The following is a 26080-nucleotide window of genomic DNA, read 5'->3' as shown; positions in this document are numbered from 1 at the left end:
TACATACGGGCACAGGCGGGTGCCCGGCCGGAGCGTCTGAGCGCGCTCCGGCCGGGCACCCGCTCTGCTATCCGCATGTCCGACACCGCCGCGCCGATCCAGCCGCCCGACCGCCCCGGCTACCGTCTCAAGCGGCTGCTGCTCGGCCCGCCCCTGGTCACCGAGCGGATCCGGCGCGAGAAGCTGGGCAACCCGGCCGCGCTGGGCGTGCTGGCCTCCGACTGCATCTCGTCGACGGCGTACGGCAGCGAGGAGATGCTGCGGGTGCTGGTGCCGGTCATCGGGGTCGCGGCGTTCACCCTGATCCTCCCGGTGACCGGGGCGATTCTGCTGGTGCTGCTGCTGGTGACGCTCTGCTACAGCGATGTGGTGATGATCTACACCCGGGCGGGCGGCTCCTATGTGGTGGCGCGGGAGAACTTCGGCCCGGACATCGCCCAGATCGCGTCCGTGGCGCTGCTGGTGGACTACATCGTCACCGTGGCGGTCCAGGTCTCCGCGGGCACCAACGCGATCATCTCGTTCGCCCATCTCATCGGCGGCACCTGGACCGGTATCGACCATCTCCAACTGCCCATCAGCGCCCTGGTGATCCTGATCCTCGCCTACGGCAATCTGCGCGGACTGCGCGAGGCCGGGCGGGTCTTCATGGTGCCCGCCTACCTCTTCATCTTCGCCGTCGGGCTGATGCTGGTGGTGGGCGTGGTTCGCGGGCTCACCGGGCGGCTGCCGCACGCCGATGTGCACGCCGCGGGCGCGGTGCCGCTCGGCACCGCGGGCAGCGGCTGGCTCTACGGCGCCTCACTCTTCATCGTGCTGCGCTCGTTCGCCAACGGCGGCTCCTCGCTGACCGGTCTGGAGGCGATCTCCAACAGCGTCTCGGTCTTCCGCGACCCCAAGGGCCACAACGCCCGCCGCACGCTGATCACGATGAGCTGCATCCTGGGCACGCTGGTCCTCGGGGTCTCCGCACTCGCCCACTTCACCCATGCCATCCCCTACCGGGACGGCACCCCGACCGTACTGGCGCAGGAGGCCCATCTGGTCTTCGGCGGCGGGGTCGTGGGCGCGCTGGGGCTGGCGTTCGTCCAGCTGGCGACCGCGCTCATCCTCTATACGGGCGCCAACACGCCCTTCACCGGCTTCCCCTTCCTGGCCAGCTTCGTGGCCGAGGACCGCTTTCTGCCCCGCCAGCTCACCCGGCGCGGCCACCGGCTCTCCTTCTCCAACGGGATCATCTCGCTGGCCGTGGTGGCGCTGGCGCTGCTGGTGGTCACCGAGGCCAATGTGGACCGGCTGGTGGCGCTGTACGCGATCGGGGTGTTCACCGCGTTCACCATGGCCGGGGCCGGGCTGACCGCCTATCACCTGCGGCGCCGGGAGCCGGGCCGGATCTGGAAGGTCGCGGTCAACCTCACCACCGCGATCGTCTCCGCCACCGTGGTGCTGATCTTCGGGATCACCAAGTTCACCGAGGGCGCCTGGCTGGTCGTGGTGGTCTTCCCGCTCGGGGTCTGGGCGCTGATCCGGATCAATCGCGAGTACCGCGCGGAGGCGGCCGCCCTGGAGGCGGTGCCACGCCCCGGGGACGATGTGCCGCGCTGGCGGCGCCATGTCGTCTTCGTGATGGCGGACAGCATCGACCTCGCGACGGTCAAGGCGCTGCGGTACGCGCATGAGCTGCGGCCCGACGAGGTCCGCGCGGTGCACTTCATGGTGGACGAGACCCATGCCCGCCGGCTGATGGCCCGGTGGGAGGCCACGGCGGGGGTGACGGTGCCACTGGAGGTCGTGGAGTGCCCGGACCGGCGGCTGCGCCATGCGGTGATGGAGCTGGCGGCCCGTACCACCGAGGACGGGCACACCGCGCTGACCCTGCTGGTGCCGCGCCGCACCTACGCCTCGCCGCTGGGCAAGCTGCTGCACCGGGGCACCGCGGAGTCGCTGGCGAAGGCGCTGGAGCGGCTGCCGGGTGTGGCGGTGACGATCCTGCCGTTCGCCGTCAGCCTCGCGGCACGGGAGCGGGGGGCCGGGGAGCGGGGTGTCGGGGAGCGGGGGGCCGGGGAGCGGCCGGAATCCGAATGAACACACTCCCTTGACCAAAGCACCTTTCTAATAGTTAGCGCTTCCCTTAGGGTGGGTGTGCCCGACCGCGGGTGTGCCCGACCTCGAAACAGGAGAGTCATACGTATGAGCATCGTCGTCACCGGAGCCACCGGCCACCTCGGCCGCCTCGTCGTCGAGGGGCTGCTGGAGAAGGTCCCCGCCGACCAGATCACCGCGGTCGTGCGTGACACCGCGAAGGCCGCCGGCCTCGCCGACCGGGGTGTGCGGCTGCATGTGGCCGACTACAACCGGCCCGAGACGCTCCCCGGCGCCTTCGCCGCGGGCGACAAGGTGCTGCTGATCTCCGGCAGCGAGGTCGGGCAGCGCGTTCCGCAGCACCAGGCCGTGATCGACGCCGCCAAGGAGGCCGGGGTCGCGCTGCTCGCCTACACCAGCGTCCTGGGCGGCCCCGCCGCCGACTTCACCCTGGCCGATGAGCACAAGGTCACCGAGCGGGCGATCCTCGACTCCGGTCTGCCGTACGTACTGCTGCGCAACGGCTGGTACCACGAGAACTACACCGAGAACCTCGCCACCGTCCTGGAGCACGGCGCCGTCGTGGGCGCCGCGGGCGAGGGCCGGGTCGCCTCGGCCTCGCGCGCCGACTACGCGGCGGCCGCCGTCGCCGTCCTGACCGGCGAGGGCCACGAGGGCAAGGCGTACGAGCTGTCCGGCGACACCGCCTGGAGCTTCGCCGAGTACGCCGATCTGATCGCCGCACAGAGCGGGAAGAAGATCGTCTACGGCGCCGTCTCCACGGACGAGTACAAGAACATCCTCACCGGCGCGGGCGTCCCCGAGCCGCTCGCCGCGATCCTCACCGATGTCGAGGCGGCCATCGAGCGCGGCCGGCTGGACGCCACCCCGGGCGAGCTGTCCCGGCTCATCGGCCGCCCGACCACGCCCATCGCGGACGCGGTCGCGGCCGCGCTGAAGGGCTGATCGGGCCCGCGCGACCACGGCCCGCCTGTCATCACCGTTTCCTGAGACGGGAATGACAGGCGGGCCTCCCCGGCGCTACCTTCGGACCCTCGGAACGGGCCCGCCGGAGGGCTCGCCATGCCGTCGGGGAGGGTGCCGTGACGCCGCAGGACCAGCAGGACCGCGCCGATCGCACCGGTCTCCTCTACGGCTTCGCGGCATACGGCTTCTGGGGGCTGGTGCCGCTCTTCTGGCCGCTGCTCGAGCCCGCCGGCGCGGTCGAGATCCTCGCCCACCGGATGGTGTGGTCGCTGGTGGCCGTCGGCCTGGTGCTGCTGGTGCTGCGCCGCTGGAGCTGGATACGGCCGCTGCTGCGGCAGCCCAGGCGGCTGGCCATGATCGCGCTCGCCGCGACCGTGATCTCGGTCAACTGGGGCCTGTACATCTGGGGCGTCAACAGCGGCCATGTGGTGGAGACCGCGCTCGGATACTTCATCAACCCGCTGGTCAGCATCGCCTTCGGGGTGCTGCTGCTGCGTGAGCGGCTGCGGCCCGCGCAGTGGGCGGCGGTCGGCGTCGGGGCGGTGGCCGTGGGCGTACTGGCGGTGGGCTACGGCAAGCTGCCGTGGATCGCCCTCACGCTCGCCTTCAGCTTCGCGACGTACAGCCTGGCCAAGAAGCGGGTCGGGCTGGACGGGCTGGAGTCGCTGGCCGCCGAGACCGCCGTGCAGTTCCTGCCCGCGCTCGGCTTCCTGATCTGGCTCGGGGCGCACGGTGGCAGCACCTTCGCGAGCGAGGGCGCCGGGCATTCGGTGCTGCTGGTCAGCTGCGGCTTCGTCACAGCGCTGCCGCTCATCTGCTTCGGGGCCTCGGCGGTGCGGCTGCCGCTGTCCACGATCGGGATGCTGCAATACGTGGCGCCGACCTTCCAGTTCCTCCTCGGGCTCACCGTCTTCCACGAGTCGATGCCACCCGAACGGTGGGCGGGCTTCTCCCTCGTCTGGCTCGCCCTCGCGCTGCTCACCTGGGACGCGCTGCGCACCGCCCGGCGGGCGCGGCGGGACCTGGCCGACGCCGCCGCGCGGGCGGCCGCGCTGTCGGCGACAGTGGGGGCCGAGGTCGTTCCGGAGGCCGCCGTGCGGGATGCCCGGCCGGGACCGATATCCGGCGGGTGATGTCCGGTTTCCGCCCTTGACGCGGAGTCAGCCACGCCCGGAGCATCAGCCTCACGTCATCACGGCTTTACGCCGCACGGCTTCACGTCACCGCTTCACCGCACCGTCGGTTCACCGCTCCACCGCCCCCACGGGCACGTGCACCACACAGCGTCACGTCATTCCGTCCTGTCCTCGTTCGGAACCGGAGCCCCCATGTCGTCATGCGCTGAGCGCCGCCCCCGAAGATCCCTGATACGCCGGACGGCCGCCGTGGCCGCCGCCGGTACGGCCGTCGCCGCCCTGCTCTCGGCCGCCCCCGCCACCTCCGCCGCCGCATCGGCCCGGGACTCGGCGGACGCCCGTACCGCCCTCGCGGCGCCGGACATCTCCGTGGCCAACGTGAAGGCCCATCTGACCCAGCTTCAGTCCATCGCCACCGCCAACGGCGGCAACCGCGCCCATGGCCGCCCCGGCTACAAGGCGTCGCTCGACTACATCAAGGGCAAGCTGGACGCCGCCGGATACACCACCACCGTGCAGCAGTTCACCTCCGGCGGGGCCACCGGCTACAACCTCATCGCCGACTGGCCCGGCGGCGACACCAACAACGTGGTGTTCTCCGGCGCCCATCTCGACTCCGTCAGCGCCGGCCCCGGGATCAACGACAACGGCTCGGGCTCCGCCGGAATCCTGGAGACCGCGCTGGCCGTCGCCCGCCAGGGCGCGAAGCCCACCAAGCATCTGCGGTTCGCCTGGTGGGGCGCCGAGGAGCTGGGGATGGTCGGCTCCCGCTCCTACGTCAACAACCTGCCGTCATCCGAACGGGCGAAGATCGACGGCTATCTCAACTTCGACATGATCGGCTCGCCCAACCCCGGCTACTTCGTGTATGACGACGACCCCGGGATCGAGTCGGTCTTCAAGGCGTTCTTCTCCGCCAAGGGCGTCCCCACCGAGATCGAGACCGAGGGCGACGGCCGCTCCGACCACGCGCCGTTCAAGAACGTGGGCATCCCGGTGGGCGGCCTCTTCAGCGGCGCCGACTACATCAAGACCGCCGCCCAGGCCCAGAAGTGGGGCGGCACCTCAGGCCAGGCGTTCGACCGCTGCTACCACCGCTCGTGCGACACCACGAGCAACATCGACGACACCGCCCTGGACCGCAACAGCGACGCCATCGCCTACGCGGTCTGGACGCTCGGCGGCGCCTGATCCCGGATGACGTGACATGCCGTGTTCGGCTCCGTCGGCCGCCGGCTCAGGCCGTGCCGCCCGCTCAGGCCGTGCCGCCTACTCAGGCCGTGCCGCCTACTCAGGCCGTGCCGCCTACTCAGGCCGTGCCGCCTACTCAGGCCGTGCCGCCTACTCAGGCCGTGATGTCCTTCGCGGTGAACCGGGCCCAGGCCGCCGAGCCGAACACGGCGACGTACAGCCCCTGCAATCCCAGGTTCTTGACCAGCTCATCCCAGTAGACCGGCTCGCGGAGGAGATCGGCGAAGCTGAGCCAGTAGTGCGGGAAGAGATACGGGTGGATCGCGTGCAGCTGCGGGATGGTGTCGAGGATCTGCGCGGTGATCACCAGCCCCACGGTCGTGGCCATGGCCGCGATCCCGCTGTTGGTGAGGGTGGAGATGAACAGCCCGACCGTCGCTATGCCCACCAGCGACAGGGCCACCAGGGCCGCCACACCGAGCGCCCGCAGCAGCGCTTCCTCGAACGAGACGGTGATGCCCGAGATCAGCGTGACATCGCCGAGCGGGAAGAGCAGCGCCCCCGTCACCAGGCCCGAGAGCGCCACCACCAGGGTCGCGATCAGGCAGAAGGCCATGGAAGTGGTGAATTTGGCCAGCAGCAGACGGGTCCGCCCGGCCGGGGCGACCAGCAGATAGCGCAGCGTCCCCGAGCCCGCCTCACCGGCGATGGCATCACCGGTGATCACGCCGATCACCATCGGCAGAAAGACGGGCAGCGTCGCCGCGAGTGACGCGAAGACCAGGAAGATGCCGTTGTTGGTGATCTGGGGGAAGAAGGCGGGGCCTTCTCCGCCTCCACCACGACCGCCGCCGAAGCCGCCGCCGTCGCTCGTCTCGATCTTCACCGCGACACCGATGAGGATCGGGATCAGCGCGAGCACCCCGAGCAGGGCCACGGTCCGCCAGCGGCGGAGGGTGGTGGTCAGCTCGGAGCGGAAGAGTGCGAGGGCCCACAGGGGGCTCGTGGGTCTCTTGTCGGTTGTCGTGCCCGGTGGGCGGATGTCGGCCGCGTGCGGTACGCCGGTGTCGGACATCTTCGGTACGCCGGTGTCGGCCGATTTCGGTTCATCAGCCCGCGACATCGAAGCCCTCCCCGGTCAGCGCGACAAACGCGTCCTCGAGCGAGGCGCGTTCGGCCCCGAAGGCCCGGACCCGCACCCCGGCGCGTACGAGGGCGGCGTTGAGATCGGCCAGCTCCAGCGGTGCGTCCGCTGGCGAACTGCCGGGGCCGGGCACCGGCAGTTCGCCGGAGACCCGCTCGTCCAGGATCACCAGGTCCGTCACCCCGTGCTCCTTCAGGACCCGGACCGCGTCCACCGGGTCCGGGGTGGTGATGGCCAGCCGGCCGCGGCTGCCCGCCGCCAGCTCGGCCACCGTGCCCTGGGCGATCAGACGGCCCTGGGCCATGACCGCGGCATGAGTGCACACCTGTTCGATCTCATCGAGGAGATGGGAGGAGAGGAAGACGGTGGTGCCCTCCTCGGCCAGTTCGCGCACCAGGGAGCGGATCTCGCGCATGCCCTGCGGATCGAGACCGTTGGTCCGCTCGTCCAGGACCAGCAGCTCACGCGGCTGGAGCAGCGCGGCGGCCAGGCCCAGCCGCTGCTTCATGCCGAGCGAGTAGGCGCGGGCCCGCTTCCCGGCCGCGGCGGCCAGCCCGACCCGGTCCAGGGCGGCCGCGACGCGGGCGGTCCGGGTGCGGGGGTCGGCGGTGGGGTCGGCGGCGTCGTAGCGCAGCAGATTGTCGCGGCCGGTCAGAAAGGGGTAGAGGGCGGGGCCCTCGATGAGGGCGCCCACCCTGGGCAGCACGCTCCGGGCGGCGCGCGGCATCGGCTCGCCGAGCAGTCTGGCCCTGCCCGAGGTGGGCTCGATCAGGCCCATGAGCATGCGGATGGTCGTCGTCTTTCCCGAGCCGTTGGGCCCGAGGAAGCCGAAGACGCTGCCGCGCGGCACGGACAGGTCCAGCGCGTCGACCGCGAGCTGCCCACCCCGGTAACGCTTGGTGAGCCCGCAGGTCTCCACCGCGGCATCGTCCTCCTCGGTGGACCGCTGCTCCACGGGCTCCCCTTCTCGTCCGTCCGTCGTATCTACGCCTTACGCCGTCGTGTCCGCGTCTACGGCCGCCTTATCCGCAGCTACGGCCGCCTTGTCCGCAGCTACGGCCGCCTTGTCCGCGGCTATGCGCCCGGTGACCTCACTTGGCCGCGTTGGCGGCCTTGACCAGGGCGTCCTTGTCGACCGCGCCGACGAACACCTTGCCGTCGTCGGTGAGCAGCGCGTTGACCAGCCGGGTGCTGATCACGGTGCCGGAGCCGAACTTCCCCTTGACCTCCTTGCCGAAGCCGCCGAGGAGGCCGGAGGCCGCGCCCGGGCCGCTGTCGCCGCTGGGCGCCGCGGCGCCGCCGGGGGTGTCGAGGCGGGCGATCGAGTCCCAGCCCTTACCGACGACGTTCAGCCCGGACAGGGCGCCCTGGGCGTCCTTGAAGTCCTTGGCGCCGAAGTCCTTCTGCGCGTGCTTCCGGTCGGCCGTGGGCTCCTCGGTGACCTTGGCGCCCTTGGGCGGGGTGAACGCGAAGGTGCTCGCCTTGGGCTTGCCGAAGTCCACCTTGGTGAAGCCCACGTCGATGACCGCCTTGCCGCCGCTCTTCGGGGAGAGCGTGAACTTCAGCGGGACACCGTTGTCCGCGTCCACCGCGATACGGACGGATCCGATCGTGGAGTCGCTGCCCTGCTTGGGCTTGATCAGCAGGTCGTACGCGTCCCGCCCGGCGACCCGGGAGGTGCCGTCGACCGTCACATCGGTGGTGTCGTCCACGGAGGCGAGCACCTTCTTGGCGATCTCCTGGGGCGTGACGTCCCGCAGATCCTTCGGCAACTCCTGCCGGTGGTCGCCCTTGGCCTTGGCGCCCTTGGGGGCGGTGGCGTGGTAGGCGGAGTTGCTGCCGCTGTCGTACGCCCAGATCTCGTCGCCGTTGTGGATCAGGCTGTATTCGGCGGCGTTCTCGACGATCGACACCCGCTGCTTGTCGGGGCCGTCGGTGGCCACCCGCAGGGTGTGGGAGCCGGAGACCAGCTCCATCAGCTTGGCGTCGGGCGCGGCGGACGCGTCGCCGCCCTGCGCCCCGCCGAGGTCGGCGATGGAGCCACCGCCGGGGAGCGAGGGGATGCCCAGATCGGTGGTGATCTTCACCGAGCCGGACATCTGCTGGGCGTCCGATGCCGCCATCTTGCTGATGAGCTCTTGCGCCGAGATCTTCGGCAGATTGGGGTCACCGGTGCTCGCGAGCGCCGGGACCAGTCCTATCGTCGCCGCCGCGATGCCCGCGACGGCGACCGGGGCGGCGTACCGGGCGACCTTCTTCCCTCGGGATGGCCGCTCCTCATCCCAGAAGCCGTCGTCGGCGACCTGTGTCGGTCGGATCCGTGCCATGTGTGCTCTACCTCCGTCGTCGGCGGCGGTTCGTCAGCTTGCACTCGTCCACCTCTCGGGCCATTGTCACCCGATCCCGCCATGTGGTGGTCTTTTCATCCCACCAAATCGTGCGACGTGGCGCGTCAGCCCCCAGGATCACCTCGACGTAAGCCTCGGGTATGACACCACCCCTCCGGAACTCAGGGGCCTCCCCGAGGGGCGGGGGTCCCCAGGAGTCGGGGGCGGTTCCGTCGGGAGTCGGGGACGCTCCCCCAGGGGTCAAGGGTCGGCTCCCCCGGCGGGGTGGGCCCGGTGGCTTCCCGGGGCCCGGGGCTGGGAGCCCGGAGCCGCCGGTCGGGGTGGAGTGGGAGCCAGGAAGGGCTCTCCGGGGGAAGCCAGGGTCGGCTGTTCCGGGAGTCCGGACGCGGGCGGGGCCGCGGGCGCCCGGCAGGGGCCACAGGCGCCAGACGAGGGCCGCGGGCGCCGAGCGGGGGCCGCAGGCGCCGAAGCGGAGAGCCGCGGGCGCCGGGCGGGGGCCGCGGGCGCCAGGGGGCGAGGCCCAGGCCCCAGGCGTTGGCTGCCGTCCGGTGCGTCCGGTGTCAGCCAGCCCGGTGGACCACCGCGTCGCACAGCCCCTCGAGGGCCGTCTTCGCCGGGCCCTCCGGCAGCGGCGCCAGCATCGAACGGGCCTCCGCCGCATAGCGGACCGTGACCTGGCGGGCCCGCTCCAGAGCCGAATGGGCGCGCAGCCGCCGCAGCACCTCGGCATGGCGCGCGTCATCGGTCAGATCGCCCGCGAGCAGTTCGCACAGCTCGCGGTCCTCGGCCGAACCGGTCGCCTCGGCCTGCTCCCGCAGATAGAGCACGGGCAGGGTGGCCACGCCCTCGCGCAGATCCGTGCCGGGGGTCTTACCGGACTCATGGCTGTCGCTGGCGATGTCCAGCAAATCGTCGGCGAGCTGGAAGGCCATGCCGAGCCGCTCGCCGTACTGGGTGAGGATGCTCACGATGCTCTCGTCTGCGCCCGCCATCATCGCGCCGAACCGGCCCGAGACGGCGATCAGCGAGCCCGTCTTGCCGGCCAGCACATCCAGATAGTGCTCGACCGGGTCACGGCCGTCGCGTGGGCCCGCCGTCTCCAGGATCTGGCCGGTGACCAGCCGCTCGAACGCCTCGGCCTGGATCCGCACCGCCTCGGGGCCGAGGTCGGCCAGGATGTGCGAGGCCCGGGCGAAGAGGAAGTCGCCGGTGAGGACCGCCACCGAGTTGCCCCAGCGGGCGTTGGGGCTGGAGACCCCGCGCCGCACCTCCGCCTCGTCCATCACATCGTCGTGGTACAGCGTGGCCAGATGGGTGAGCTCGACGACCACGGCCGAGGGCACCACTCCGGGTGCGTGCGGATCGCCGAACTGCGCGGCCAGCAGCACCAGCAGGGGCCGGAACCGCTTCCCACCGGCTCGCACCAGATGCTGGGCGGCCTCCGTGATGAACGGCACATCGCTTTTGGTGGCCTCCAACAGGCCCTCTTCGACCGCCGTCAGCCCGGCCTGGGTATCGGCTTCCAGAGTCCGGTCCCGCACGCTCAGCCCCAAGGGCCCGACGAAGCTCACGGGGTACTCCTGTCTGCCTACGAATGACGCGAATGTCGATGTGTCGCTGCCTCCACCAACAGGCAGGGTATCCGGTCGAGTCTCGATCACCATGGGCGCCTTCCCGCCTTGTGCGCCTCTCACCGCTCTGTCCCGAACCGGCCGCTTCACATCGCGGTACCGCGATCGCAGCAGATCATTCATGCCCCGGCCCCCATTCGGCCAGTAGCCCCCGGCCCCACCCGGGCAACCAAATCCGGCCACAAGCCACCCAGCCAACCCGACCAACGCCCAGGGCCGCCCAGTCACCGAGGCTGATTGGCGCCCCGCGCGGTCCGCTACCCACTAACCGCCACCCGGGGCCAGCCGATAACGACGGGCCAACCGGCGGCCGGGAGCTGAGCAGTGGCCGGGACCACCGGCCGGAAGCCGGGGCCACCCGATGGCCGCATGCCGCCCGCCAGCCACATGCGGGCCGACGACCACGGGCCAATAGGTGGCCGGGGCGGGCCCATGGCCAGGGACCGACGAGTCGCCGGAATCCGCTGACCGGACGCCATAACCCCGACTGGAAGCCGGGGCCAGCCGATGACCACGGACCGACCAACGACCAAAGCCGACCAATGGCCAGGAACCGACCAGCCACCGGGGGCCGCTGACCCGAGGCCAGAGCTCGCCGGTAGCCACACGCCAACCGGCGGCCACACGGAGGCCGACGGCCATAGGCCAACCGGTGGTCGGCGGCCACCGGCCGGAAACCGGGACTGACCGATGGCCGCATGCCGACCGGCGGCCACACGCGGGCTGGCGGGCACGGGCTAACCAGCGGCCGGGAGTCGGGAGTCGGAAACCGGGATCCGATCAATGGCCGGGGGCCGCTGGCCGGGAGCGGGGAGCCGGGAGCCGACCAATGACCGGGGCCCGGTGGCCGGAAGCCACGGCCGACCGGCGGCCGCACGCGGGCTGACAGCCGCGAGCCAACCGGTTGGCCGCGGGAGGCCGGTGGCCACGGGCGGGCCGATAGCCCGGGACCGACCAGTGGCCAGGGCCGCCGGTCAGCTGACCCGGCCGGGGCCGACCGACGGCCAGGGGCCAACCATGGCTGGGAGGCCACCCCATGACCGGAAGCCACCCCACGGCCAGGAGGCCACCCCGTGACCGGAAGCCACCCCATGACGGGGAGGCCACCCCATGACGGGGGGGGCACCGCCACCTATCCGTATGTGGCGGCCACCGCCTTCGCCAGGCGTGGCGACGCGTACTCCGTGCCGCAGACGAACCGCATCACCGGGCCGAAACTCGCCGCCGCGGGCAGCCCGGTGAAGTAGAGGCCGGGGACCGAGGAGCCGTAACCGGCGTCGAGCCAGGGGCCCCCGGCGCTGGTGACCAGCTCGGAGCGGAGGGCGGGGCCGAGGAAGTCCAGTGCCGCGAGGCTCATCCGATAGCCCGTCGCGGCCAGCACATGGTCGGCGGCCAGCTCCCCGACCCGGCCGCCCCCGCGCAGGGCCAGCACCGGACGACCGTCGTCCGCCACGGTGACCCAGCTGATCCGCCGCCCCTGGGTGACCCGCACCCGCCCGGCGAACCGGTCCCGCAGCCACCAGGCGCCCTTGGGCCCCAGCACCCTGCGCACCAGATACTCCCGGGCCGGGGCGGGCAGCCGCCGGAAGCCCACGGCGTGGTACGACAGCGCGTACAGCGACCAGGCGCGGCCGAACGGCGACTCGGGCCGCAGCCTGGGCTGGTGGTCCGGCGGGGCGCCGAAGGAGACCGCGCGCGGTCCGCGGGCCACCACCCGCACGGCGGCGGCGCCCGCCTCGGCGAGCAGCACCGCGCTCTCGAGCGCCGACTGCCCGGCCCCAACGACCACCACCTCACGCCCCCGGAAGCGCCCGAGGTCATGGTGTTGCGAACTGTGGGAGACGGGGCCGCCCGGAGCGGGCCCGTCCGGTACGGCGGCGGCCAGCTCCCGGGGGAGATGGGCGAGCCCGCCGAGCCCGCTGGCGACGACGACGGCGCGCGCCGTGAACTGCTCCCCCGAGTCCAGCTTCAGCTCGAACCGGCCGCCCCGCCGGTCGACCGCCACCACCCGCACCCGCTCCAGCTCGGGCACCAGCCGCTCCTGGAACCACAGTCCATAGGCCGAGAAGGTCTCCACGGGGATGAGGTCCCAGTCGGACTCATAGCGCGGCCCGCCCACCGCATGGCAGAAGTCCAGCAGGGTGTGCCCCGGCCGCGGTGCGTCGATGTTCGAGGCGGCCGGTGTGGACTTGAGCAGCATGCCCGCGGGCATCCGCTCGCGCCAGCTCACCATCGGCTCCCCGAAGACCCGGACCGGCAGCCCGCGGGCGCGCAGATGAGCGGCGGTCGACAGACCGTATGGACCGGCCCCGATGACCACTACCGGATCGTTCATGAATCCCCCCAAGGTGTCGCGTTCACTTGGCGCGCCACAGCCGGTACAGCTGTGCCGCACCGGGCCGCAGCGAGCGGGCCAGCATGGTGAAGAACGGCTTCATGTCGTCCCGCGCGGCCCATGCGAGCTCGGTCCCGCTCGCCCGCGCCGGGGCGTGCGGGGTGGTGTATCCGCTGCGGCGGTAGGCGAGCAGCGCGGGCAGGTCGATGTTCTCGACCAGGAACCGCCGGGCCGGTCGCTGCCCGGCCCCGGGAACCGGACGTCCCGTCAGATCGAGATGCTGGGCCCGAACGACATCGATCCCGGCCGCGCTCTCGAAGAGCCGGAACTGGGCGCCCATCCGCGGATTGAAGTCCAGCAGCTTGTACCGTCCGTCGCGCCGGTCGTAGCGCCAGTCCAGATCGACGATGCCGCTGAAGCCGATCCGCTGGACGAACCGGGCCGCCATCCGCGCCAGCTCCTCGTTCTCCACCACATAGGCGCATGCCGTCATGCCCGCGTGCGGCGGCCAGGACCGCACCTTGACCCCGGTGAACATCGCCAGCGGTGTGCTCCGGGCGTCGAAGTACGCGTGCACGATCCAGTCCTCGGCCTCCTCCCGCGGCAGATACTCCTGGAGGACCACCCCCGGCCGCGGCCCCCACCGCCGCGCCAGCTCCAGCAGCTCCCGCGGGCCCTCGATCCGGGTGGTGCCGCACACCGCGGGCTTCTGCCGCCGCTCGAACGCCTCCCGGTTCTTGGCGACCACCGGAAAGCGCGCGCTCGCCGCGAACGCCTTGACATCGGCATAGGTGTCCGGGAAGGCGCCCTCGGGCGTGGGCACCCCGTGCTTGACGCACAGCTCATGCAGCCCCCGCTTGCTCGCCAACCGCCTGGGCAACTCGGGCTCGGCGCGCGGGAAGAGGAAGCGGCCCTCCCCGGCGAGCCGGTCCGCGTGCTCGGCGATCAGCACCGCCGCCTCCTCGTCCGTGGGCAGCAGAACCGTCGGCCGGCCGATCGCCCGCCCCATCCGCAGCAGCCCCTCCACCAGCCGCTCCGGCCGCTCCCTGCCGGTGGTCGGCCAGACGAAGGCCCTCGTCAGATGGCGCGAGAGCGCGGCCGGGGTCCAACGGTCCTCGGTGACCGCGTACATGGGGATACCGAGACGCCCCAGGGACCGGATGGCGCCGACGCCACCGTGGTGCAGCGGATAGTGGCCGATCTTCACGACCAGGGCGGGTATGGAACGGTCCACCGCGAACGGCACGTCACTGCTCGCCACGAGCCCCCCTCGGTCACCGCAGCGCAGTGGCCCCCCCACTGTGCGTGACCCCGATGAAGGACGCTACTTCGGAATCGCCGCCTCCAGCAAGGATTTTCCGGACATTGCCTTCTCTTTAGGGAGTAGCCGACACAACATCATCTTCCTTTCTTCCCCACCCTCCCCGCGCCTTAGGGGTCCTTGCACTATGAGCGCCCGATGAGGTCGCGTGGTGCCGTGCATCGCAAGGCGCCGGAGAGCCCTCGTAGCGGAGCTACTAGGGCTTTTCGGCAACGCGGCGAGGTGCGGTGCCAGGCCGCGCGACCTGGGCGGGCATAGTGCAAGGACCCCTTAGGGTGTGCTGGCCCCCGCAGTGACGAGGAGAAGGCGAGGCAGCCCCGATGCCGCAGCGATCCCCGCTGGACCTGCCCGAAGGCGACGCCTTCGGCCCGCACAACCTCCCCTATGGCGTCTTCACCGCGCCATACGCTCCCCATCTGCGGAAAATCGGGGTGCGCTACGGAAACCATGTGCTGGACGCGGGCGCCGCCGCGGCCGCCACCGCCTCTCCGCACGCCGAACTCCTGGGCGCCGACACCCTCAACCCGCTGATGGCCGCGGGCCGCCCGGTCTGGCAGGCCGTCCGCGCCGAGGTGCTCGACTGGCTCACCGACCCGGCGCACCGGCCGACCATCGAGCCCCTGATGCACCCCCTCCCCACCGTGGCGCTCCATCTCCCCTTCGAGGTGGCCGACTACGCCGACTTCTATGCGAGCGAGCACCACGCCACCAACACGGGCAGGATCTTCCGCCCCGACGGCGACGCGCTCACCCCCAACTGGAAACACATGCCCATCGGCTACCACGGGCGGGCCGGCACGATCCTCGTCTCGGGCACGCCCGTCGTCCGTCCGCAGGGCCAGCGGCTGCCCCCTGCCGATACCTCCGCACCACACGCTTCCTCCCCCACTCCGGTCTTCGGCCCCTCCCTGCGCCTCGACTTCGAGGCGGAGGTGGCCTTCGTCGTCGGCGCGCCTTCCACTGTGAATACACCGGTGCCGCTCTCCGGGTTCCACGATCACGTCTTCGGCGTCTGTCTGCTCAACGACTGGTCCGCACGCGACATCCAGGCGTGGGAGTACCGCCCGCTCGGCCCGTTCCTCGGCAAGTCCTTCACCACCTCCCTCGCCGCGTGGGTCACCCCGCTGGAGGCCCTCTCCGCGGCCCGTACCAGCCCGCCCGCCCGCGACGTCCCGCTCCTCCCCTACCTCGACGACAGCGCCGCCGAGCCCGGCGGGCTCGATCTGCGGCTGGAGGTCGCCCTCAACGGCCATACGATCTCCCGCCCGCCCTTCTCCGCCATGTACTGGACCGCGGCCCAGCAGCTCGCCCATATGACGGTGAACGGCGCCTCGCTGCGCACCGGCGACGTCTTCGCCTCCGGCACGGTCAGCGGCCCACGCCCGGACGAGCTCGGCTGCCTGCTCGAACTCACCTGGGCCGGCCGCGACCCGCTGCACCTCCCCGATGGCACCCGGACCTTCCTGGAGGACGGTGACGAAGTGACCATCACGGCCTGGGCACCGGGCCCGCGAGGGACCCGTATCGGTCTGGGCGAGGTGACCGGCCAGGTCGTCCCGGCCACGCCCTGACACGGCTGCTAATTTGTCGTGCTCCTGCCCTGACGAGCCCTGACGATCGAGGAGAAGCACGTGAAGAAGGCAGTGGGCATCGCCGGCACGGTGGCGGCGGCCGCCCTGCTACTGACCGCATGCGGCAGTGACGGCGACGACGACAAGAAGGACACGTCCAAGGACACCTCCTCCGCGTCGAGCGCCCCGGCGGAGGGGGGCGCGGACGCCAAGGTCTCGGGCACCTATGTGGCCAAGTCCGGTGACGAGGCCGTCATCCTGTCCATCAACGGCAAGAAGGCCATCCTGATGGCCGGCAAGCACATCTGCGACGGCGAGTACGCCGACATGGGCGGGAAGATGCTCATGCTCAAGTGCGCCGACGGCAACACCGACCGCAGTGCGGGCAAGGTCACCCCGAGCGCGGACGGCAAGACCCTCACGGTCGACTGGGACGCGCTCGCCAAGAACGACACCTTCACCAGGACGACCTCGCCCAGCGACCTTCCCTCGGGTATTCCGACGTCGCTGCCGTCCGGTCTGCCGACCGATCTGCCGAGCGGCGTCCCGACCGATCTCCCGACCGATCTCCCGACCGGCTGAACCGCGACGCCGGACATCCCGCCCGGCGCCCGGGCCCCTGGCGCACCAGCGCACCAGCGCGCCGGGGGCCCGCCGTGCGCAGTGGGGCCCCGTCCCCGCGCCCGCCCGTGTCGCCGACCGGCTGTGCGTCTCCGCCCGTACCGATGTCCTCCACGTCGAGCGGCCGCGCCGGCTCGGCGGCCTTCCAGCGCCCGGTCGTCGTCCAGGCGTTCCTCGCCGTCCCGGGCGCCCGGTGGTTCGCGGATCGGGCGGTCCGGGGTCCGAAACGGCTACGGCCTGCGGGGCTTTGTCGCCCAGGACAACGCCCGCGCCCGGGGCGCGGCCTCACCTCGGCGCCTGCGCCATCAGCTATCCGGCCGGTCAGCTGTCCGGGGGTCAGCTGTCCGGGGGCACTGGCGGTGGGCCGGTGGGCGCGCCCACCACGCCCGTACGGCCCCGTCCGGCCCCGGAGGCTCCCGGGCCCGGGGCGCCGTGCGCCGGACGCTCCTGCGTCGCTTCTGGGGCCGTTACGGCCTGCGCGGCGGTTCGCTTACGGCCTGCGCGGCGGTTCACTGCTGGCTGCCCTCGGTATGTGGCAGTTGTTCACCACCCTCGGCATCAGCCTGTGGCTGCGGTTCGCGTGGTTTCCCTCCGCCGCCTATGTGGTCCGGGAGTTCGCCGAGCGGGGCGGCGTCGGCGTCTGCTGGTAGGACGCGCGTACGCGGCTAAGGCGACGACAGTGGTGGCGGCGTGGCGTTTCCCCACCCCGCCCCTTCCCGAACCAGGGGGCTCCGCCCCCTGACCCCCGCCGGGGCTCCGCCCCGGACCCCGCTCCTCAAACGCCGGAGGGGCTGGAGTTGGCCCCCCGAAGCTCCAGGAGCCCCTGGATTCGGAAAGGGGCGGGTCGGACGGATTCGGGAACGGGCTGGGCGGGTGGATCCGGGAACGGGCAGGGCAGGCGGAATCGGGAAGAGGCAGGGCGGGGGGATTCGGGGAGGGGCCGGGCGGGGTGGATCCGGCGAGAGGCAGGGCGGGCGGATCCGGGAAGAGGCAAGGCGGGCGGATCCGGGGAGGGGCAGGGCGGGCGGATTCGGGGAGGGGCGGGCCGGGTGGATCCGGGAAGAGGCAGGGCGGGGGATCCGGGAACAGGCAGGGCGGGCCGAATCGGGAACGGGCAGGGCAGGCGGATCCGGCAAGAGGCAAGGCGGGCGGATCCGGGAACGGGCAGAGCGGGCGGATCCGGGAACGGGCGGGGCGAGGGGCGGCTGCTGTGGGAGGCAGGACTCCGGCCGGGCACGGCACCGTCGTGGTGTCCGTGCCCGGCCGGGGGTCAGGGGGCGAGCCCTCTGAGTTCGGGAAGGGGCGGGGTCGGGGAATGGCTAGCGGACGAAGACCCCCGCCTGGCTGGCCAGGTCCAGGAAGTACTGCGGGGCGACGCCCAGGACCAGCGTGACCGCCACGCCGATGGCGATGGCCGACGAGGTCAGCGGGCTCGGCACCGCCACGGACGGGCCGTCCGTGCGCGGCTCGCTGAAGAACATCAGCACGATGACCCGGATGTAGAAGAACGCGGCGACCGCCGAGGAGATCACACCGATCACCACCAGCGCGCCCGCCCCGCCGTCGGCCGCCGCCTTGAACACGGCGAACTTCCCGGCGAAGCCACTGGTCAGCGGGATACCGGCGAAGGCCAGCAGGAAGACCGCGAAGACCGCGGCCACCAGGGGCGAACGGCGGCCGAGCCCGGCCCACTTGGACAGATGGGTGGCCTCGCCGCCCGCGTCCCGCACCAGGGTGACCACCGCGAAGGCGCCGAGGGTCACGAAGGAGTACGCGGCGAGGTAGAAGAGGACGGAGGAGATGCCCTCGGGTGTGGTGGCGATGACACCGGCCAGGATGAACCCGGCGTGGGCGATCGACGAGTACGCCAGCAGCCGCTTCACATCGGTCTGGGTGACGGCCACGATCGCACCGCCCAGCATGGTGACGATGGCGACGCCCCACATCACCGGCCGCCAGTCCCAGCGCAGCCCCGGCAGCACGACATACAGCAGCCGCAGCAGCGCGCCGAAGGCCGCGACCTTGGTGGCCGCCGCCATGAAGCCGGTCACCGGGGTCGGCGCGCCCTGGTAGACGTCCGGGGTCCACATGTGGAACGGCACGGCGCCGATCTTGAACAGCAGCCCCATCAGCACCATCGCCCCGCCGATCAGCAGCAGCGCGTCATTGCCCATGGTCCCGGCGAGCGCCGGGGTGACGTTCCTGACCTGGCCGTCGACGACGTCCGCGATCCCGGAGTAGGTGACCGTGCCCGCGTAGCCGTACAGCAGGGCGATGCCGAAGAGCAGGAACGCCGAGGAGAAGGCGCCCAGCAGGAAGTACTTGACGGCGGCCTCCTGCGACAGCGCGCGGTGGCGCCGGGCGAGCGCGCACAGCACGTACAGCGGCAGGGAGAAGACCTCCAGCGCCACGAAGAGCGTCAGCAGATCGTTGGCGGACGGGAAGACCAGCATGCCGCCGACCGCGAAGAGGACCAGCGGAAAGACCTCGGTGGTGGTGAAGCCCGCCTTGACGGCGGCCTTCTCGGCGTCGCCGCCGGGCACGGCGGCGGCCTGTGCGGCGAAGGAGTCGACGCGGTTGCCGTGCACCACCGGATCCAGCCGCCGCTCGGCGAAGGTGAACACCGCCACCAGCGCCACCAGGAGAATGGTCCCCTGGAGGAAGAGCGCCGGTCCGTCGACCGCGATCGCGCCCATGGCCGCGACGCGGGCCTTGCTGGTGCCGTAGTCACCGGCGGCGAGGCCGATCACCGCGGCGAAGGCCGCGGCCAGGGCGACCACGGAGACGAACACCTGCGCCACGTACCGCTGGCGGCGCGGCAGGAGCGCCTCGATCAGGACGCCGACGATCGCGGCGCCGAGCACGATCAGCGTGGGTGACAGCTGGCCGTACTCGATATGGGGCGACGGGATCTTTTCGGGCGCCGCCGCCGCTGTTGTCCACAGGCTGTGGACAGTGGCCGCGTTGGTCACTTGGCACCTCCGGAAGCACCGTCGTGGGAAGCACCCTCGGACTTGGGGCTGTAGCTGAACCAGCCCGCGTCGGTGACGGGGTGCTCGGGCCTGGGATCCTTCTTGTCCACCACGGACAGCGTGTGGTCGACCGCCGGGTTGACGATGTTGGCCAGCGGCTTCGGGTAGACGCCGAGGAAGATCAGCAGGGCGATGAGCGGGGCCACGACGACCAGCTCACGCACCCGCAGATCGGGCATGGACCGCACCTCGGCCTTCACCGGACCGGTCATGGTGCGTTGGTAGAGGATCAGCACGTAGAGCGCGGCCAGCACTATTCCGACGGTCGCGATCACGCCGAACACCGGGTAGCGGCTGAACGTGCCGACCAGGACCAGGAATTCGCTGATGAACGGCGCGAGCCCGGGCAGCGAGAGGGTGGCGAGGCCGCCGATCAAGAAGGTGCCGGCGAGCACCGGGGCGACCTTCTGCACACCGCCGTAGTCCTCGATGAGCCGCGAACCGCGCCGGGTGATCAGGAACCCGGCCACCAGCATCAGCGCGGCCGTGGAGACACCGTGGTTGACCATGTAGAGGGTGGCGCCGCCCTGGCCCTGGGTGGTCATCGCGAAGATGCCCAGGATGATGAAGCCGAAGTGGGAGATCGAGGCGTAGGCGATCAGCCGCTTGATGTCCCGCTGGCCGATCGCCAGCAGTGCGCCGTAGATGATGCTGATGAGCGCCAGGATCATGATCGCCGGGGTGGCCCACTTGCTGGCCTCCGGGAAGAGCTGGAGGCAGAAGCGGAGCATCGCGAAGGTGCCGACCTTGTCGACGACCGCGGTGATCAGCACCGCGACCGGGGCGGTGGCCTCCCCCATCGCGTTGGGCAGCCAGGTGTGCAGCGGCCACAGCGGCGCCTTCACCGCGAAGGCGAAGAAGAAGCCGAGGAAGAGCAGCCGCTCGGTGCTGGAGGCCATGTCCAGATGGCCGTTCGTCCGCGCCTGGACGATCTCCTGGAGCGAGAAGGTGCCGGTGCCGAGTTGATCGGCGGTGACCGCGTACAGACCGACCACCGCGGCCAGCATGATCAGCCCGCCCGCCAGGTTGTAGAGCAGGAACTTCACCGCTGCGTAGGAGCGCTGAGTGGCCGTCTCCTCCTCGGAGCGGCCTCCGGCCCGGTCCCCGAAGCCCCCGATGAGGAAGTACATCGGGATCAGCATGGCCTCGAAGAAGATGTAGAAGAGGAAGACGTCGGTGGCCTCGAAGGAGATCACCACCATCGCCTCGACCATCAGGATCAGCGCGAAGAAGCCCTGGGTGGGTCGCCAGCGGCGGTTGGGACGGGCGCCTTCCAGCGGATCGGCGTCATGCCAGCCCGCCAGGATGATGAAGGGGATGAGCACCGCGGTGAGCGCGAGCAACGCGACCGCGATCCCGTCCACGCCCAGTTCGTAGCGGACGCCGAAGTCCTTGATCCAGGCATGGGACTCGGTGAGCTGGAAGCGGGCGCCGCCGGGATCGAAGCGGACCAGCACGATCGCCGCGAGGGCGAGCGTGACCAGGGAGAAGCCCAGCGCCACCCATTTGGCGGCGGTGCGCTGGGCGGCGGGCACGGCGGCGGTGGCCACCGCGCCGAGGGCGGGCACCACGGCCGTGGCCGTCAGCAGGGGAAATGACATGACTCAGACCGCCCTCATCAGCAGGGTCGCGGCGATGAGCACCGCCGCACCGCCGAACATCGAGACCGCGTACGTACGGGCGTAGCCGTTCTGGAGCTTCCGCAGCCGGCCGGAGAGTCCGCCGACTCCGGCCGCGGTGCCGTTGACCACCCCGTCGACCAGCTTGTGATCGACATAGACCAGACCTCGGGTCAGATACTGGCCGGGTTTGACGAGCGCGACATGGTTGAAGTCGTCCTGGAGCAGATCGCGCCGGGCGGCCCGGGTGAGCAGCGACCCGCGGGGGGCGGTCCTCGGCACGGGGCGGCGTCCGTACTGCGCCCAGGCGAGCGCGACACCGATCACCAGCACCACCATCGTCCCGGCGGTGACCGTCGCCGCGCTGAGCGGGGAGTCGCCGTGGCTGTGGCCGGTGACCGGCTCCAGCCACTTCAGGAACGAGTCGTTCAGACTGAACAGCCCGCCCGCGAAGACCGATCCCACGGCCAGAACGATCATGGGGATGGTCATGGACGAGGGCGACTCATGCGGATGCGGCTCATTGCCCGCCTCGTCCGGCACCCAGCGCTTCTCGCCGAAGAAGGTCAGCAGCATCACCCGCGTCATGTAGTACGCGGTGATGGCCGCGCCCAGCAGGGCCGCGCCGCCGAGGATCCAGCCCTCGGTGCCGCCCTTGGCGAAGGCCGCCTCGATGATCTTGTCCTTCGACCAGAAGCCGGACAGCCCGGGGAAGCCGATGATCGCGAGATAGCCGAGCCCGAAGGTGATGAAGGTGACCGGCATGTACTTCCGCAGGCCGCCGTACTTGCGCATATCGACCTCGTCGTTCATGCCGTGCATGACCGATCCGGCCCCGAGGAAGAGCCCGGCCTTGAAGAAGCCGTGGGTCACCAGGTGCATGATCGCGAAGACATAGCCGATCGGGCCGAGCCCGGCGGCCAGGATCATATAGCCGATCTGCGACATGGTGGACCCGGCCAGGGCCTTCTTGATGTCGTCCTTGGCACAACCGACGATCGCACCGAAGAGGAGCGTGACCGCGCCGACCGTGACCACCGCGGTCTGGGCGTCCGGGGCGCTCTCGAAGATGGCGCCGGAGCGGGTGATCAGATACACGCCCGCGGTCACCATGGTCGCCGCGTGGATCAGGGCCGAGACCGGAGTCGGGCCCTCCATCGCGTCCCCGAGCCAGGACTGGAGTGGCACCTGGGCCGACTTGCCGCAGGCGGCGAGCAGCAGCATCAGCCCGATCGCGGTGAGCTTGCCCTCGCTCGCGTTATCCGCGTTGGTCAGCACCGGGGCGAAGGTGAATGTCCCGAAGGTCGTGAACATCAGCATGATCGCGATCGACAGGCCCACATCGCCGACGCGGTTGACGATGAACGCCTTCTTCGCCGCCGTGGCCGCGCTGGGCTTGTGCTGCCAGAAGCCGATGAGCAGGTACGAGGCGAGGCCCACGCCCTCCCAGCCGACGTACAGCAGCAGGTAGTTGTCGGCGAGGACGAGCAGCAGCATGGCCGCGAGGAAGAGATTGAGATAGCCGAAGAAGCGGCGGCGGCGCTCGTCGTGCTCCATATAGCCGATCGAGTAGATGTGGATCAGTGTGCCCACACCCGTGATCAGCAGGACGAAGGTCATGGACAGCTGATCGAGCTGGAAGGCGACGTCCGCGCGGAAGCCGCCCACCGGGATCCAGCTGAAGACCTTGCTGTGCAGGGCCCGGTCGTGCTCGCCGCGGCCGAGCATGTCGGCGAAGAGCACCGCGCCGATCACGAAGGAGGCCGCGGCGAGCGCCGTGCCGAGGTAGTGACCCTTGCCGTCCAGCCGCCGCCCCCCGCACAGCAGCAGGGCGGCGCCGAGCAGGGGCGCCGCGACAAGCAATCCGATGAGGTTCTCCACTTGAACGCGACCCCTTCTAGAGCTTCATCAGGCTGGCGTCGTCGACCGAGGCCGAGTGGCGGGAGCGGAAGACGGTCACGATGATCGCGAGACCGACCACGACCTCCGCCGCGGCGACGACCATCGTGAAGAAGGCGATGATCTGGCCGTCGAGGTTCCCGTGCAGCCGGGAGAAGGTCACGAACGCGAGGTTGCACGCGTTCAGCATCAACTCGACGCACATGAAGAGAACGATCGCGTTCCGCCTGATGACGACGCCGGCCGCACCAATGGTGAACAACAGGGCGGCCAGGTAGAGGTAGTTGACCGGATTCACTTGGCGGCTCCCCTCGAATTCCGGGCGCTGCCCGCGTTCTCGCCGTTCTCGCAGTCCTCGCCGTTCTCCGTCTCCGCGTCGCCCCCGGACGCCGCGCCGGTCTCGTCGGTCTTCCGGCCCAGCCAGCGCTTCGAGCGCCGCTCCAGCGCCGCCAGCTCGGCCAGCGATTCACGGGAGACGTCCCGGATCTGGCCGCGGCCGCGCAGCGTCGCGTTGACCGTGAGCTCGGACGGGGTGCCGTCGGGGAGCAGACCGGGGATGTCCACCGCGTTGTGCCGCGCGTACACACCCGGGGCGGGCAGCGGCGGGACGTTCCGGCCGATGCGCACCCGCTCCTCGGACTGCTCGCGCTGGGTGCGGGCCCGCTCGGTGCGCTCGCGGTGGGTCAGCACCATCGCACCGACCGCCGCGGTGATCAGCAGCGCGCCGGTGATCTCGAAGGCGAAGACGTACTTGGTGAAGATCAGAGCCGCCAGGCCCTCCACATTGCCACCGGAGTTGGCCTGGCCCAGGCCGTTCCACGACTTCAGCGAGGCATTGCCGATCCCGGCGCACAGCAGGATGCCGAAGCCGATCCCGCAGAGGGCGGCGAGCCAGCGCTGCCCCTTCAGGGTCTCCTTGAGGGAGTCGGCGGCGGTGACACCGACCAGCATCACCACGAAGAGGAAGAGCATCATGATCGCGCCGGTGTAGACGACGATCTGGACGATGCCCAGGAAGTACGCGCCGTTGGCGAGGTAGAAGATCGCCAGGATGATCATGGTGCCGGCCAGGGACAGGGCGCTGTGCACGGCCTTGCGCATCAGGATCGTGCACAGCGCGCCGATCACGGCGATCGTGCCGAGCACCCAGAACTGGAGGGCCTCACCGGTGGAGGTGGTGGAGGCCGCCGCGGCCAGACCGCCGCTCATGCCTGCACCCCCCGCTGCCGCTCCGGCGACTCCTGCGACTCCTGCGACTCCTCGTTCCCCGCGGCCTGGTCGGAGAGGGTCTCGCCCTTGCTGACCGCGACCTGCCGGGTGGTGCCGGGCGCGGCCTCGGTCACCAGACCCCGGTAGTAGTCCTGCTCATCGGTGCCGGGGTAGATGGCGTGCGGGGAGTCGACCATCCCGTCCTCGAGGCCCGCGAGCAGCTCCTCCTTGGTGTAGATGAGCGATTCGCGGCTGCGGTCGGCGAGTTCGTACTCATTGGTCATGGTCAGTGCCCGGGTGGGGCACGCCTCGACGCACAGACCGCACAGGATGCAGCGCAGATAGTTGATCTGGTAGACGCGGCCGTAACGCTCGCCCGGGGAGTAGCGCTCCTCGTCGGTGTTGTCCGCGCCCTCCACATAGATCGCGTCGGCGGGGCAGGCCCAGGCGCACAGCTCGCAGCCGATGCACTTCTCCAGCCCGTCCGGGTGCCGGTTGAGCTGGTGGCGTCCGTGGAAGCGGGGCGCGGTGGGCTTCTTCTCCTCCGGGTACTGCTCGGTGAGCCGCTTCTTGAACATGGCCTTGAAGGTCACGCCGAAGCCGGCCACCGGATTCTGGAAGTCAGACACCGTCGGCCTCCTTTCCGTCACTGACAGTGTCGGGCCCACCACTGACAATCAGCTCGCGCTCGGCGTGCGGACGTCGGCGGGGGACGGGCGGCAAGGTCTGCCCGGGCAGCGGCGGCACCGGGAAACCTCCCGCCATCGGATCGAAGGCGGGCTCCGGTTCCGGTTCCGCTCCGGCCTCGGCCTTCACGGCACGGTCGCGGAAGAAGTCGACCACGAAGGACAGCAGCAGCAGCGCGATCACCGCACTGCCCACGTAGAGCACGATGTCCTGGTAGTCGTAGTTCTCGTTGCGCAGCGCCCGGACGGTGGCGACCAGCATCAGCCAGACCATCGAGATCGGGATGAGCACCTTCCAGCCCAGCTTCATGAACTGGTCGTAGCGGACCCGCGGAAGCGTGCCGCGCACCCAGATGAAGACGAACAGCGATGTCACGACCTTGCCGACGAACCACAGCATCGGCCACCAGCCGTGGTTGGCACCCTCCCAGAAGGTGCTGATCGGCCAGGGCGCCCGCCAGCCGCCGAGGAAGAGGGTCACGGCGACCATCGAGACGGTGACCATGTTGATGTACTCGGCGAGCATGAACATCGCGAACTTGATCGAGGAGTACTCGGTGTTGAAGCCGCCGACGAGATCGCCCTCGGACTCCGGCATGTCGAACGGCGCCCGGTTGGTCTCACCGATCATCGAGACGATGTAGATGAGGAACGAGACCGGCAGCAGCACCGCGTACCAGCGGTCGTGCTGCGATTCCACGATCTGCGAGGTCGACATCGACCCGGAGTAGAGGAAGACCGCGGCGAAGGAGAGCCCCATCGCGATCTCGTAGCTGATCATCTGGGCGCAGGAGCGCAGGCCGCCCAGGAGCGGATAGGTCGATCCGGAGGACCAGCCGGCCAGCACGATGCCGTAGATGCCGACCGAGGCAGTGGCGAGGATGTAGAGAACGGCGATCGGCAGATCGGTCAGCTGCATCGCGGTGCGGTGCCCGAAGATCGAGACCTCACCGCCGGCCGGGCCGAACGGCATCACCGCGACCGCCATGAAGGCGGGGATGGCCGCCACGATCGGCGCCAGGACGTAGACCACCTTGTCCGCGCCCTTGACGACCACGTCCTCCTTGAGCATCAGCTTCACGCCGTCCGCGAGGGACTGGAGCATGCCCCAGGGTCCGTGGCGGTTGGGCCCGACGCGCAGCTGCATCCAGCCGACCACCTTGCGCTCCATGACGATGGAGATCAGCACCGTCACCATCAGGAACGCGAAGCAGAAGACGGCCTTGATCACGATCAGCCACCATGGATCGCGGCCGAACATCGACAGG

Annotated in this window: 19 protein-coding genes; 6 read left to right on the top strand and 13 right to left on the bottom strand. The window is 70.8% G+C overall.

What is annotated here, in order from left to right; all coding sequences use genetic code 11:
* Positions 1-75 precede the first annotated feature (75 nt).
* From AB0E24_RS20115 to AB0E24_RS20100, 4 genes are all read left to right on the top strand, one after another.
* Positions 76-2085 (top strand): APC family permease, encoded by a 2010-nt coding sequence (locus AB0E24_RS20115; protein WP_347237062.1) that lies wholly within the window; start codon positions 76-78, stop codon positions 2083-2085.
* 105 nt (positions 2086-2190) lie between these two features.
* The gene (locus tag AB0E24_RS20110) at positions 2191-3048 is read left to right on the top strand and encodes an SDR family oxidoreductase (protein ID WP_359378639.1); all 858 of its coding nucleotides are present in this window, start codon (positions 2191-2193) and stop codon (positions 3046-3048) included.
* Positions 3049-3185: 137 nt separating this feature from the next.
* On the top strand, positions 3186-4202 hold the full coding sequence (gene rarD / locus AB0E24_RS20105) for an EamA family transporter RarD (RefSeq protein WP_069865313.1): 1017 nt from the start codon (positions 3186-3188) through the stop codon (positions 4200-4202).
* Positions 4203-4397: 195 nt separating this feature from the next.
* A complete protein-coding gene (locus AB0E24_RS20100; RefSeq protein WP_359378637.1) occupies positions 4398-5396 on the top strand; it encodes a M28 family metallopeptidase in 999 nt (332 codons plus the stop codon).
* 154 nt (positions 5397-5550) lie between these two features.
* On the opposite strand, the gene AB0E24_RS20095 is transcribed toward AB0E24_RS20100, so the two are convergent.
* The 6 genes from AB0E24_RS20095 to AB0E24_RS20070 all read right to left on the bottom strand — a co-directional run bounded on the left by AB0E24_RS20095 (position 5551) and on the right by AB0E24_RS20070 (position 14115).
* On the bottom strand, positions 5551-6519 hold the full coding sequence (locus tag AB0E24_RS20095; RefSeq protein WP_435865302.1) for an ABC transporter permease: 969 nt from the start codon (positions 6517-6519) through the stop codon (positions 5551-5553).
* Complete coding sequence (locus tag AB0E24_RS20090) at positions 6506-7495, bottom strand: ABC transporter ATP-binding protein (protein ID WP_359378634.1); 990 nt, start codon at positions 7493-7495, stop codon at positions 6506-6508. The genes AB0E24_RS20095 and AB0E24_RS20090 overlap by 14 nt, the downstream gene beginning before the upstream one ends.
* Positions 7496-7631: 136 nt before the next feature.
* Positions 7632-8867, bottom strand: coding sequence for a LolA family protein (locus tag AB0E24_RS20085; protein ID WP_206333033.1), 1236 nt, complete (start codon positions 8865-8867; stop codon positions 7632-7634).
* Between the two features lie 581 nt (positions 8868-9448).
* Positions 9449-10459: a polyprenyl synthetase family protein gene (locus tag AB0E24_RS20080; RefSeq protein ID WP_069865321.1), complete on the bottom strand. Its 1011-nt coding sequence runs from the start codon at positions 10457-10459 to the stop codon at positions 9449-9451.
* 1192 nt (positions 10460-11651) lie between these two features.
* Positions 11652-12854, bottom strand: a complete 1203-nt coding sequence (locus tag AB0E24_RS20075; RefSeq protein ID WP_359378631.1) for an FAD-dependent oxidoreductase — start codon at positions 12852-12854, stop codon at positions 11652-11654.
* 22 nt (positions 12855-12876) lie between these two features.
* A complete protein-coding gene (locus AB0E24_RS20070; RefSeq protein ID WP_079258545.1) occupies positions 12877-14115 on the bottom strand; it encodes a carboxylate--amine ligase in 1239 nt (412 codons plus the stop codon).
* 380 nt (positions 14116-14495) lie between these two features.
* On the opposite strand from AB0E24_RS20070, the gene fahA reads away from it, so the two are divergent.
* Positions 14496-15746: a fumarylacetoacetase gene (fahA, locus tag AB0E24_RS20065; protein WP_079258544.1), complete on the top strand. Its 1251-nt coding sequence runs from the start codon at positions 14496-14498 to the stop codon at positions 15744-15746.
* A gap of 60 nt (positions 15747-15806) precedes the next feature.
* Positions 15807-16328 (top strand): PT domain-containing protein, encoded by a 522-nt coding sequence (locus tag AB0E24_RS20060; protein WP_099014529.1) that lies wholly within the window; start codon positions 15807-15809, stop codon positions 16326-16328.
* A gap of 1358 nt (positions 16329-17686) precedes the next feature.
* Here AB0E24_RS20060 and nuoN read toward each other — a convergent pair.
* From nuoN to nuoH, 7 genes are read right to left on the bottom strand one after another with little or no spacing between them, the layout of a single operon-like run.
* Positions 17687-19339 carry an NADH-quinone oxidoreductase subunit NuoN gene (gene nuoN, locus AB0E24_RS20055; protein ID WP_069865331.1) on the bottom strand — a complete coding sequence of 551 codons (1653 nt, stop codon included), beginning with the start codon at positions 19337-19339 and terminating at the stop codon, positions 17687-17689.
* Complete coding sequence (locus tag AB0E24_RS20050) at positions 19336-21000, bottom strand: NADH-quinone oxidoreductase subunit M (protein WP_174885233.1); 1665 nt, start codon at positions 20998-21000, stop codon at positions 19336-19338. The genes nuoN and AB0E24_RS20050 overlap by 4 nt, the downstream gene beginning before the upstream one ends.
* Before the next feature lie 3 nt (positions 21001-21003).
* Positions 21004-22899 (bottom strand): NADH-quinone oxidoreductase subunit L, encoded by a 1896-nt coding sequence (gene nuoL, locus AB0E24_RS20045; protein WP_069865335.1) that lies wholly within the window; start codon positions 22897-22899, stop codon positions 21004-21006.
* Positions 22900-22915: 16 nt separating this feature from the next.
* Positions 22916-23215, bottom strand: coding sequence for an NADH-quinone oxidoreductase subunit NuoK (gene nuoK / locus AB0E24_RS20040; protein WP_009715954.1), 300 nt, complete (start codon positions 23213-23215; stop codon positions 22916-22918).
* A complete protein-coding gene (locus AB0E24_RS20035; RefSeq protein WP_359378622.1) occupies positions 23212-24126 on the bottom strand; it encodes an NADH-quinone oxidoreductase subunit J in 915 nt (304 codons plus the stop codon). The genes nuoK and AB0E24_RS20035 overlap by 4 nt, the downstream gene beginning before the upstream one ends.
* Positions 24123-24755 (bottom strand): NADH-quinone oxidoreductase subunit NuoI, encoded by a 633-nt coding sequence (gene nuoI / locus AB0E24_RS20030; RefSeq protein ID WP_359378619.1) that lies wholly within the window; start codon positions 24753-24755, stop codon positions 24123-24125. Before nuoI ends, AB0E24_RS20035 begins: the two co-directional genes overlap by 4 nt.
* Entirely contained in the window at positions 24748-26073 is a 1326-nt protein-coding gene (gene nuoH, locus AB0E24_RS20025; protein ID WP_202542975.1) for an NADH-quinone oxidoreductase subunit NuoH, read from the bottom strand. The genes nuoI and nuoH overlap by 8 nt, the downstream gene beginning before the upstream one ends.
* Positions 26074-26080 lie beyond the last annotated feature (7 nt).

Origin of the sequence: Streptomyces malaysiensis subsp. malaysiensis (assembly GCF_040653035.1) — a bacterium.
Lineage (GTDB): Bacteria > Actinomycetota > Actinomycetes > Streptomycetales > Streptomycetaceae > Streptomyces > Streptomyces malaysiensis.
This window is presented reverse-complemented; position numbering and strand designations above follow the sequence as displayed.

Excerpts from the sequence above, each read along its gene's own strand:
- AB0E24_RS20115 (WP_347237062.1), top strand. The coding sequence starts at position 76 with ATGTCCGACACCGCCGCGCCGATCCAGCCGCCCGACCGCCCCGGCTAC.
- AB0E24_RS20110 (WP_359378639.1), top strand. The coding sequence starts at position 2,191 with ATGAGCATCGTCGTCACCGGAGCCACCGGCCACCTCGGCCGCCTCGTC.
- AB0E24_RS20100 (WP_359378637.1), top strand. The coding sequence starts at position 4,398 with ATGTCGTCATGCGCTGAGCGCCGCCCCCGAAGATCCCTGATACGCCGG.
- AB0E24_RS20095 (WP_435865302.1), bottom strand. The coding sequence starts at position 6,519 with ATGTCGCGGGCTGATGAACCGAAATCGGCCGACACCGGCGTACCGAAG.
- AB0E24_RS20085 (WP_206333033.1), bottom strand. The coding sequence starts at position 8,867 with ATGGCACGGATCCGACCGACACAGGTCGCCGACGACGGCTTCTGGGAT.
- AB0E24_RS20075 (WP_359378631.1), bottom strand. The coding sequence starts at position 12,854 with ATGAACGATCCGGTAGTGGTCATCGGGGCCGGTCCATACGGTCTGTCG.
- fahA (WP_079258544.1), top strand. The coding sequence starts at position 14,496 with ATGCCGCAGCGATCCCCGCTGGACCTGCCCGAAGGCGACGCCTTCGGC.
- AB0E24_RS20050 (WP_174885233.1), bottom strand. The coding sequence starts at position 21,000 with ATGTCATTTCCCCTGCTGACGGCCACGGCCGTGGTGCCCGCCCTCGGC.
- AB0E24_RS20035 (WP_359378622.1), bottom strand. The coding sequence starts at position 24,126 with ATGAGCGGCGGTCTGGCCGCGGCGGCCTCCACCACCTCCACCGGTGAG.
- nuoH (WP_202542975.1), bottom strand. The coding sequence starts at position 26,073 with ATGTTCGGCCGCGATCCATGGTGGCTGATCGTGATCAAGGCCGTCTTC.